The organism is Burkholderia sp. BCC1996 (genome assembly GCF_905339955.1).
Taxonomy (GTDB): domain Bacteria; phylum Pseudomonadota; class Gammaproteobacteria; order Burkholderiales; family Burkholderiaceae; genus Burkholderia.
Genome location: NZ_CAJPHM010000027.1, coordinates 80709 through 91258, shown reverse-complemented (window position 1 = coordinate 91258; position 10550 = coordinate 80709). Strand labels below are relative to the sequence as shown.

9 protein-coding genes and 3 pseudogenes are annotated in these 10550 nt (G+C 68.6%); 5 read left to right on the top strand and 7 right to left on the bottom strand.

What is annotated here, in order from left to right; translation table 11 throughout:
* The first annotated feature begins 663 nt into the window (after window positions 1-663).
* The 5 genes and pseudogenes from U4Z64_RS30550 (at window position 664) to U4Z64_RS30530 (ending at window position 3442) form a co-directional block, all read left to right on the top strand.
* Window positions 664-1617, top strand: coding sequence for a LysR family transcriptional regulator (locus U4Z64_RS30550; RefSeq protein ID WP_044848437.1), 954 nt, complete (start codon window positions 664-666; stop codon window positions 1615-1617).
* A 57-nt stretch (window positions 1618-1674) separates the two neighbouring features.
* Window positions 1675-1887, top strand: a pseudogene (locus U4Z64_RS30545) (FUSC family protein); the annotation flags it as partial.
* Between the two features lie 12 nt (window positions 1888-1899).
* Window positions 1900-2175: pseudogene (locus tag U4Z64_RS30540) on the top strand (efflux transporter periplasmic adaptor subunit); the annotation flags it as partial.
* A 25-nt stretch (window positions 2176-2200) separates the two neighbouring features.
* A complete protein-coding gene (locus U4Z64_RS30535; protein ID WP_321821916.1) occupies window positions 2201-2830 on the top strand; it encodes a DUF3331 domain-containing protein in 630 nt (209 codons plus the stop codon).
* A gap of 411 nt (window positions 2831-3241) precedes the next feature.
* Window positions 3242-3442: a hypothetical protein gene (locus tag U4Z64_RS30530; RefSeq protein ID WP_257775134.1), complete on the top strand. Its 201-nt coding sequence runs from the start codon at window positions 3242-3244 to the stop codon at window positions 3440-3442.
* A gap of 82 nt (window positions 3443-3524) precedes the next feature.
* Here U4Z64_RS30530 and U4Z64_RS30525 read toward each other — a convergent pair whose 3' ends face one another.
* The 7 genes and pseudogenes from U4Z64_RS30525 to U4Z64_RS30495 form a co-directional block, all read right to left on the bottom strand.
* Window positions 3525-3962 carry a nuclear transport factor 2 family protein gene (locus U4Z64_RS30525; RefSeq protein WP_124487621.1) on the bottom strand — a complete coding sequence of 146 codons (438 nt, stop codon included), beginning with the start codon at window positions 3960-3962 and terminating at the stop codon, window positions 3525-3527.
* A 91-nt stretch (window positions 3963-4053) separates the two neighbouring features.
* Window positions 4054-5034: an NADPH:quinone oxidoreductase family protein gene (locus tag U4Z64_RS30520; RefSeq protein ID WP_321821915.1), complete on the bottom strand. Its 981-nt coding sequence runs from the start codon at window positions 5032-5034 to the stop codon at window positions 4054-4056.
* A 140-nt stretch (window positions 5035-5174) separates the two neighbouring features.
* Window positions 5175-5372: pseudogene (locus U4Z64_RS30515) on the bottom strand (acyl-CoA dehydrogenase C-terminal domain-containing protein); the annotation flags it as partial.
* 186 nt (window positions 5373-5558) lie between these two features.
* Window positions 5559-6305, bottom strand: coding sequence for a response regulator transcription factor (locus U4Z64_RS30510; protein ID WP_321821914.1), 747 nt, complete (start codon window positions 6303-6305; stop codon window positions 5559-5561).
* 117 nt (window positions 6306-6422) lie between these two features.
* The gene (locus U4Z64_RS30505) at window positions 6423-7160 is read right to left on the bottom strand and encodes a TenA family transcriptional regulator (protein ID WP_044848403.1); all 738 of its coding nucleotides are present in this window, start codon (window positions 7158-7160) and stop codon (window positions 6423-6425) included.
* Between the two features lie 20 nt (window positions 7161-7180).
* Window positions 7181-9580, bottom strand: a complete 2400-nt coding sequence (locus tag U4Z64_RS30500; protein ID WP_321812792.1) for a putative bifunctional diguanylate cyclase/phosphodiesterase — start codon at window positions 9578-9580, stop codon at window positions 7181-7183.
* 140 nt (window positions 9581-9720) lie between these two features.
* Window positions 9721-10497 carry a Crp/Fnr family transcriptional regulator gene (locus U4Z64_RS30495; protein WP_124487617.1) on the bottom strand — a complete coding sequence of 259 codons (777 nt, stop codon included), beginning with the start codon at window positions 10495-10497 and terminating at the stop codon, window positions 9721-9723.
* Window positions 10498-10550 lie beyond the last annotated feature (53 nt).

The window sequence follows — 10550 nt, the reverse complement described above, 5'->3', positions numbered from 1 at the left end:
ACTGAGCCGCGACGGCGCATGCCGTTTCGCGCGGTTGCGACCGGCCGGATACCGGCGGTCGCAACCGCGACACCACCCTGCGTCGACGCATTCCCTCCGATCCGTTACGAATACGCACGCACATCGCAGCGTTCCAGGCCCGCGACCGGGATGCCGTCGACACGGTGGAGGTCTATCGCCTCGATCAGATCGCCTGACGCCCGCCGCCGCGCCGGCAAGCACCGGCAGCGATTCGCAGATCGCGCCGCCCGTGGCGGCGGCGCGATCGATCGTTCCATGCACGGAACACTGAGGACCATCCGGCCCGGCTATCGACACGCGACACGTTCCACTACGCTTGGACTCATACGGATTGCCAACGGCATCGGACTCGCATCAAGCTCGCGTAACCCGCCGCGCCCCCGAACCGCCCGTTCGTGCCGCGTTGCAGCGCAGCCGCGCGAAGTCGTTCGCGCGGCCACGACATGCCGGCGGCGCGTCGCGTTTCCCACGCGTTGCAGCCGTTTCGGCGCATGCCGCCGCGCGCCGCGCTTTCGTCACACGATTCGCGCCGCCGGCCGCCGCCGTCGCGTCGCCCGTCGATCGCCTCGGCATGCGTGGCAGCACAGCAAACGGCCGCCCTTTACTCATGCCCGACGCCCCTCGGACAGCATCATGAAATCCCTGAACATAGACGATATCCAGGCCTTCCTGTTCGCCGTCGAGCGGCAAAGCATCACCGAATCCGCACGCCGGCTCGGCCTGTCGAAGTCCGTCGTCAGCAAGCGCATCAGCGACCTCGAGCGCACGCTCGGCGTGCAGCTGCTGATGCGCTCGACCCGCAACGTAACGCCGACCGAAGACGGCATGATCTTCTATCGTGCCGCGTCGGAATCGATGCGCCGGCTCGTCGACGTCGCCGAGGAAATCGCGGAACGCTCGCACGGACTGTGCGGCGAGCTGCGCATCACGTCGCCGGTGAGTCTCACTCGCCGCCTGCTCGGGCCGGCGGTCGCGGCCTTCGCCGCCGCGCATCCGCAGCTGCGCGTCACGCTCGACACCGACGATCGCACGATGAACCTCGAAGTCGAGCGCTTCGACGTCGCGATCCGCTCCGCGCGACTGCCCGACAGCGCGCTGATCGCACGCCGCGTCGCCGCATGCGAGCGCGTCGTCGTCTGCAGTCCCGACTACCTCGCCGCTCACGGCGAACCGGACTCGATCGACGCGCTGCTCGAGCACCGCTGCCTGAACTACAGCCATACGGCGCCGTCGGCCACCTGGACGTTCACGACGCCCGGCAGCCTCGGCAAGCCGCGCGCGATCAGCCCGGGCAGCGTGTTCCTGTCCAACAACGGCGAAACGCTGTGCGACGCCGCGGTGCAAGGCATCGGCATCGCGATGCTGCCGCGCTACATCGCGGACGACTGCCTGCGCGACGGCCGGCTGGTGCGCGTGCTCGCCGATGAAGCACCGCAGGACGAAGTGATCTACGCGGTCTATCCGCGCAATCCGTACGCGAGCAACAAGCTGAAGCTGTTCATCGAACACGTGCGCATCGCGCTGCTCGATCCGCCGTCGTCCGCCGGCACGGACAAGGAGCTGCATGCCGAAATGCTGTCGACGGATTCCGTCTGACGCGATGCGCGCCACCGCGTCGCCGCCGTCCCGCCGGATCCGTCCTGCCGTCACGCCATGCCGCCGACCAAGCCCGCGCTAGCCAGGCCTGTCAACGCAGCGGCGTTCGCTCGCATGCTGCTCGGCATGAGCCGCGAATACGGCCGGACCGACGGCGCGCGCCTGATCCATGTCGCGAAGACCATCGTCGCCGTCGTGCTGGCGGTGGGCGTGTCGATGCGGCTGGAGCTGGCAGCGCCGCGCATGGCGATGGTGACCGTCGTGATCCTGATGATGCCGGCGATCCGGCTGCTGTCCGGCGGGCCGTCGCTCACCGGACACGTCGAAAGCGTCGCGCGCGGCATCAGCGATCGCGACAATCCGGCCGGCGCGACGCTGCTCGCCGACGTCAACCCGATCTTCACGTGGGTGCGGCTCGCGCAGCGCGTGCCGGTCCGGATCCGGCTGGACGGTATGCCGCGCGACGGCTTCCTCGCGGCGGGCACGACCTGCACGGTCACGCTGCGCCCGATGCCGCACGCGACGGCGCGCGGCGCGGCGCCGGATACGCGGCCTTGATGCCGTGGCGCGGCCGCATACACGCATGCCCGTGTTCGATATCGGGCAACACCGTGTTCTTGTTCGCGCGCCTTCCGGTGGCCCGGCATGCGCTTTTACACTGGGCGTTCGTCGGCGCTGCGAGCGGTATGTCACCTGCGCACCCGCTCCGTCGACGCATCCCGAACCGGCCGCGTCGAGCGCGCGCGGCCTCGATCGACCCCGCGCCGGCCTCGCCGGCCGGCAGGAGACTGGCAATGGCATTCAGCGTAACTCACGAACTCCGGCGCCGCACCGGGCGGCCGATGCAGTGCCGTTCGTTGCCGCGCGATGCGGATCGGCGCCGCGGCGGTCGCGCCGAAAGCAATCGATCATGCTGACCGTCTCTTCCGTCGGCATCGCGCCGCGCATCTCGTCACCCGGTCGCAGCCAGGTTCACGTCACGCTGCTGGAGTGGTCGCACGAATCGCTGCTGGTCCGCTGGGTCGAAAGCGGCCGCCTGCACTACGGCGAACAGAAATGGCGCCGCGCGGTCGCCCGGCGCGACGGACGGTGCGCGTATTCGGGCCGCGCCATCGTGCAGGGCGAGGCCGTGTTTCGTCCGACCGGCCGGCCGCGGCCCGCGAATCACCTCGCGATGATCGCGGCCGATGCGGTGGCGTTGCTCGATGCGTGATGCGTGATGCGCGTTGCGCGGAGCGCGTTATGCGTGGTGCGTGGTGCGGAGCGCGTTGCGTTGTGCGTGGTACGTGGTGTGATGCGGTGCCGTGTCGTGCAACATCGATCGCGCGGAACGGTACTTGCTGCATCGGCAATTCACTGGCGCGAAGCGAGCCGCGCATCGCCGCGAGCCAAGTCGATGTTGGCTGCAACGCATCTTTCGCACTCCGGTATCCCGTTCGCACACGCTTCACCGGATTCGTTGATCAACGGGCGACAGTGCGTCACGCGCATGCCGGCTTATCGTTCGACGCGATCGCGCGTATCGTCGACCCATGTTGTCCGATCCCGTCGACGTCATCGGCTTCGTTCGCCAACCGGCCGCTCTCGCGCGTGTGAACGCGGCCGTCAAAACAGGAAATTGATCATGGAATTCGTACTGGACCACTCGCTCGACGACGATACCGCCCGCGCGGTCGAACATGAAATCTGGCGCGTCGATCCCGACGCCAAGGTCGAGATCGATTGCGCGACGTCGCACGTGAAGGTCGAGTCGTGGCTGTTCCCCGAGGAATTTGTCGTCGCGTTCGAGGATGCGGGCTACAGCGTCAGGATCAAGACTCACTGACGCGCGCCCGGCCGGCGCCGCACGCGCGCGCGACCGCCGCGTTGCGCCGGCGACATTTTCCGCACCGGCCGGCGGCCTTCGCTCACCCGCCGATCTTGAATCCCGGCAACTGCTGCCCGAGCCGCGCGCCCATTGCCGCGCCGAGCGCCTGCAGCGCATTGAACGGCCGGATCATCACCTCGAATTCGACGATCCGCCCGTCGACATCGAAGCGGATCATGTCGATCCCCTTCAGCCGCTTGTCGCCGACCGTCGCACTGAATTCCAGCACGACGCTCGTGCCGTCGTCGTCGGCGAACGCGCGGTGGTATTCGAAGTTCTCGAGGATCGTGAGCACCGTGCGCAGCGCCAGCAGCAGCGCGGGCGCCGGTCCGTACGGCTTGAACGCCATCGGCGAGCGGAACACGGCGTCCGGATGGACGATCGTGTCGAGTTCGCTGAAATCCTTGCGCGCGAGCATCGCGTGCCACGTCGCGAGCGATGCCGCGACGGCGGGTTGCAGATTCGACAGGGGTTGCATGCTCAACGACTCCGGTAACGTCACACGAAAGAAACCCGCTCGAAGGCGGCGCCCGCTCGGGCCGCCGCCGCATGATGCCGCGCCGGCGTTGTCACGCGTCCGGCAGGATCACGACCTTGCCCTTCACCTGCCGGCTCGCCATGCGCGCGATTGCGTCGGCCGCGCCCGCGAGCGGCACGCGCTCGGTGATCGCGGGCCGCACCTTGCCGGCCGCGAACCATTGCGCGAGCTGGCGCATGTTCGACGCATGCTGCGCGGGATCGCGCCGCACCGCGTCGCCCCAGAACACGCCCAGGATGTCGCGCTCCTTGAGCAGCGCGAGGTTCAGCGCGATCTTCGGAATCTCGCCGGCCGCGAAGCCGACCACGAGGAACCGGCCGCGCCACGCGGTCGCGCGCAGCGCCGCCTCGCTGTACGCACCGCCGACCGGATCGTAGACGACGTCCGCGCCGCGTCCGCCGGTCAGTTCGTCGACACGACGCCGCAGGTCCTCGGTCGCATAGTCGAGCGTGTCGTCGGCGCCGGCCGCGCGGCACAGCGCGAGCTTGTCCGCGCTCGACGCGGCCGCGATCACGCGTGCGCCCAGCGCCTTCGCGATCTCGATCGCGGCCAGCCCGACGCCGCCGGCCGCGCCCAGCACCAGCAGCGTCTCGCCCTGCTGCAGGCGCGCGCGCTGCTGCAGCGCATGCAGCGATGTGCCGTAGGCCAGCACGAGCGCCGCGCCCTGCTCGAACGTCATCCCCGGCGGCAGCGCCGCGATCTGCTGCACGTCGGCCACGCAATGCTCCGCGAATCCGCCATGACCGGTGAACGCGACCACCTCGTCGCCGGGCCGCCAGGCGCTCACGCCGTCGCCGACCGCGTCGATCACGCCGGCGAATTCCGCGCCGGGCGAAAACGGCAGCGCCGGCTTCACCTGATAGAGCCCCTGGACGATCAGCGCATCGGGGAAGTTGAGCGACGCCGCCTTCACGCGAATCCGCACCTGGCCGGCGGCCGGTTCGGGAACCGCGACGTCCTCGATGCGCAAGCGGTCGATCGGGCCGAATGCGGTACACAACAGGGCTTTCATGCTCTCCTCTCTCCTCGCGCGACGTCGTCGCGCAGCGATACGGCATCGATACGGCAGCGGGACACGCCCGCGCGATCGGCGCGCAGCGCACGCGCATCGGCCCGCGCCGCGTCACCATCATTCGTGCTGCGCGGCGCTCTGAACCACGCGTCGCGCATCGCGAGCGTCGTCGTATCGGCGCTCGCCAGCAGGTCGAGCTGCGCACCCACCTTCGGCAGCTCCCGGCGAAAGAAGTAACGCGCGGCGGCACGCTTGCCGGCGTGGAAATCGCCATCGCGCCCGTGCGCGGCGAGCGTCACGTCGAGCCACGGCCACGCGACGACCCGACGGCCGAACGCCCCGCAACCGGATGATCGGGTCGGTGACTGCGAATGCTGGCGGGAAATTTAGCACGGTCGTTCTAAACCGACAATGGCGGGTCGCCCCGATTGCGAACCGGGGCGATGGCGGCATGCGCAGGTGAAGGTGGGTCGATGCCGGCGCGCGACACGCCGGCCGCGATGCCCGACGTGCCCGCGCCCCGCTCACGCGTGCGGCGGCGGGTCCGCGTCGTCCGCCAGCGTGCCGAGCGGCACGAAGATGTAGCCCTTGCCGCGCACCGTGCGGATGTAGCGATAGTCGCCGACCGCGTGCTCGATCAGGTTGCGCAGCCGGAAGATCAGCACGTCGAGCCCGCGCTCGGAGCGTCCGGCCACGGTCAGCCCCAGCAGCGCGAGGATCTCCGCGCGCGACAGGACGCGCAGCGGCTGCGCGATGAACAGTTCGAGCAGCGCGAATTCGCTCGCGCGCAGCCCGAGGTCGTCTCCCGCGCGGGTCGCGCGCCGCGTGACGAAATTCACCTCGATGTCGCCGAACGCATAGGTTTCGGCATTCCGCGGCCCGCGCGGCGACTCCGGCCGGTTCGGCGCGTAGCGGCGCATCGCGCTGCGCACGCGTGCGACCAGCTCCATCGGCTCGAACGGCTCCACGACATAGTCGTCCGCGCCGATCTCGAGCGCGACGACCTTGTCGACCACCTGCGCGTCGCGGCTGATCACGATCACCGGCATGTCGTAACCGGCGCGCCGCAGTGCGCCGAGCGCCATGTAGAACGTCGTGGCCGGCCGTTCGACCCGCAACACGATCAGGGTGGGCGGTGCCGCGCTCACGTGCGCGAGCAGCATCGACACATCGTCGAGCGCCGACGTATCGATCTGGCAGCCGCGCAGGAGCGCGCGGATCCTGTCGCGCATGCGCGGATCGGGCTCTACGACGAGAACTTGGGTGGCCATGGAAAATCGTCCAGCACGACGGCCCGCACGGCGCATCGCGACGTCACGCCGGCCCGCCGTCCAGCCGGAACGGCCGGGTGCGGCCCGCACGAACCCGCGCGCGCACGACGCCGGCGACTACACATGCATGCAGCAATCGAGACTCGTCAGGAAATAGCTCAGGCTCTTGCGGATCGACGTCTCGACGTCCCGAACGTCGCGCGCCGCGGGCGACTGGCCGAGCAGCGTCGCGACGATGTCGAGCGCCTCCCACGGATGCCGGTCGTCGTAGTCGGCGTGCAGCTTGAGCCAGCGCATCGCGCGATGCCGCACGGCCGGATCGAACTGCCGTTCGTACGGCGATGCGCACAGCAGCGCGCTCCACTCGCCCGTCACGCCCTCGATCGCATAGTTGGTCGCGGCGATGCTCGGCGCGAGCGCGTCGGTACTGCCGCTCTTCCAGCACCAATGGCTCAGCGAGAATCCGGCCAGCGGCGCGTCGCCGCGCAGCAGCATGTCGATCGTCACGCCCGATTCCGCCGCCCAGTTGGCCCAGTGATCGACGTGGTTCTGCTCGACGCGGATATTGCGGATCAGATAGCGCCGCGCCTTCTCGTCGCCGCGCGACCGGTAGGCGGCGGTCTTCACCAGGTTCATCGCCATGTATTCCGGAAACTGGCTGACCACCGCCCAGCCGGTCACGAAGAATGCGCGCAGTTGCGACGCGCGCAGCGTCCCGCCGCTCATCGCCGCGAACACCGGATGCGCACGGACGCGCGCCTTCAGTTCGTCGGTCGCGCCGACCACGTCGCGCAGCCAGGCCGGATAGCTCGCCAGGTCCATCAGGTCGCCGGTCAGTTCAAATGGAGCACTCATGCGTTCGTTCCTCGCTTGGTTCAATGGAATCCCCCTTCCTGCCAGGGCGCGGGGCGGCTGAAGTAATAGCCCTGGCAATAGTCGACGCCCAGCGCGCGAAGCATCTCGGCCGTCGCCGTATCCTCGACGTGCTCGGCGACGGTGCGGTACTGCATCACGTGCGCGATGTCGTTGATCGCGGACGCGATGCCGCGCTTGATGCTGTCGGACGTCATGGTCGACACGAGGCCGCCGTCGATCTTCAGGTAGTCGATCGGCAACTGGCGCAGATACGAAAACGACGACATGCCGGCGCCGAAGTCGTCGAGCGCGAAGCGGCAGCCGAGGTCGCGCAGCTCGCACATGAAGCGCGACGCGACCTCCAGGTTGCGCACGGCGCTCGTCTCCGTGATCTCGAAACACAGCAGCGACGGGTCGAGCCCCGACGCCGACAGTTCGGCGATCACGAACTCCACGAAGCGCTCGTCGGTGATCGACATCGCCGACAGGTTCACGTTGTATTCGACGTAGCGGCGCTGTTCGAGCCGCGCGAGGCGCCGGATCACGGTGCGCACGACCCAGCGGTCGATCATCGTCATGTGGCCGTAGCGCTCGGCGGCCGGCAGGAACACCGGCGAGATCAGCTTGCCGTCGGCGTCCGGGATGCGCAGCAGGATCTCCGCGCGCTCCCGCGCGCCGAGCGCGGGCTGGATCGGCACGATCGGTTGCGCATACAACTGGAAGGAATTCGTCTCGAGCGCCGTCTTCACGCGCCGGCTCCACTGCGTGTGATACGCCTGGCGGCTCGAATGCATGTCGCGCGAATCGGCGACATGCACGCGGTTGCGGCCGCGATCCTTCGCGACGTAGCACGCGACGTCGGCCATCTGCATCGCCTTCTCGACGCTCTCGGGCCGGCACGCGAGATCCAGCACGCCGATGCTCACGCTGAGCTTGAACGGCTCGCCTTCCCACAGGAACGTGAAGTCCTCGAGACTCGCGCGCAGGCGTTCCGCCTTGCCGCCGTCCGGCGCGCCGTCGCGGCCGGCCGGCAGCAGGATGCCGAATTCGTCGCCGCCCAGCCGGCCGAACACGTCGTCGTGGCCGAGACAGCGCGCGAATACCGCGGTCGCGTCGCGCAGCAGCGCGTCGCCCGCCGCGTGGCCGCACACGTCGTTGACTTCCTTGAAGCCGTCGAGGTCGAGCACCAGCAGCATCCCGCCGCCGCGCTGCGCCAGCGCGTCGCCCAGGCGCCGCTCGAACGCCGTGCGATTGATGAGGCCGGTCAGCGCATCGTGCGACGCCTGCCAGGTCAGCTTCTCGATCAACTGGTGTTCGCGCGTCATGTCGCGCAGGATCAGCACGTAGCCGACGCAGCGGCCCGCGGCGTTGTCCATCTTCGACAGCGACGCGCGCACCGACACCGCCGAGCCGCACACGCGGATCAGGTCGAGATCGCGGGTGAACGTGGGGTCGCTGCGGTTGCCGAGCGACGCGAGCAGCTTGATCGACATGCCCGTCGACGTGTCGATCAGGTCCAGCACGTCGTTGATCGGCTTGCCGACACACTGCCGCGACGACGTGCCGAGCAGCTGCTCGGCCGCCGGATTGACGGTCTCGATACCGCGCGTGAGGCCGATCGTGACGATCGCATCGGCGACCGAGCGCAGCGCGGCTGCCGCGAATGCCTGGCTCCGGTCCAGCTCGGTCTGCATCGACACCTGCTGGCGTTGCGCGCGGCTCGCCCACCGCACCGACAGCAGGATGATCAGCAGCGAGGCCACGATGTACGACAGGAACAGCTGGATGACGGCCGAGCGGAATTCGGCGCTCAGTTCGTCGGAAAAGCGCTTCGGCAGCGGTTCGATGTGCGCGTTGAGATCCCAGATCGCGTGGTTCAGGCTGCTCGTGCGCCGGACGTCGTCCGCATGCACCGACGCGTGCAGCGCGTTGGCGATCCTGCGCAGGTCGACCAGTTGCCGGTCCGCGTCCTCCCAGTATTGCAACGCGGCGTTCAGGCGTGCGAAGCTGCTCAGGATCGGGTAGAACCACACCACCGCCGCCGCATCGACCGGATTGATGCCCGCCTCGATCAGCGCCTGGCGCGCCACGCCGTGGTCCGGCGGTGTACTGGTCATCGCGCGGCGCGCGGCGCCGAGGAAGGTGAGCGTCCGGTCGACCGCCAGGTATTCGTCGAACAGCTTTTCGTCGCCGGTCTGCCCGTAGCGGCTCAGCAGCAGGATCTCGTCCTTCTGCGCCTTCGACCAGCTGCTTTCGCCGCCGACGTACACGCGCAACGACATGATCACGATCAGGCTGACGGCGACGAACCCGGCCAGCGCGACGACCACGACGACGATCGGCAGGATGCCGAGCGCCGGACTCCATGGCCACACGTGGAACGAGCTGCGCTGACTCTGGAGCTTCGAAATGTTTTCCATACCTGAATGACTGTTTTTCTGATTCTTGTCGATGCCGCCTGCCCGACGCGTCGCCGCACCGCCTGCGCCAGGCACCTCCCCGTTCCCTTTGCGCGCCGCGCCGCCGTGCATGCCATCGCGCCACGACGCGGTGCCGGCGACTATGTCGTCCGGACGCGGCGCGACAACTCGGCGCCGGCATCCGTACCGGCATCGGTCGCGAGAATGCGGCGTGTTTCGTCGCGCACGACCCGATGGCAATCGCAGCCCTGCCGTTCGAGACCGGCGAGATCCGTGAGCACGATGGCACCGCGATGCTGATGGATCAGGCCGAGCTCGTGAAGCTGCCGCGTGGCATCGGTGACGGTCTCGCGGCGCACGCCCAGCATCTGCCCCAGCATGCCGTGCGTGACCGGGATTTCGATGCTGCGTGCGCGCTCGTAGGCGATCAGCAGCCAGCGGCCCAGTTGCTGCCGCATCACGTGATGACGGCTGCAGAACATGACCTGCGACGCCTGGGACAACGCCAGCTGCATCCGCACGAAGACCTGCCGCCGGATCGCCGCCGACACGTCGCACGCGTCCGCGAAGCGGCGCGCATACAGCCGGTACGCGAACCCGCCGCGGTAGACGACGACGCGGCGCTGCATCGCGCTGCCGATGACGTCGTCGCACACGATGCCTTCGCGGCCGATTTCCGTCACGCCGAGTGTCGTCTTGCCGCCCGCCGTGTATTGCAGGGAAATGCCCGCCGTCACCGGAAAATAGACGGCCTCCAGATTCTCGCCGGCATCGCACAGCACCTGGCCGGTCTCGAGATTCGAAAGCATCAGATGAGGCGCCAATTCGGAACGGTTAATTCCGTCGAGCGCTGACAGGAAATGATTGGCACCAAGTGCATGCGGCAACTCGATGACGTTGTTGGCCTGATGTATCACGGCGCACCTCGTACGTTGTATCCCTGCCCCTCGGCCACCGGACCTTCCTGCTG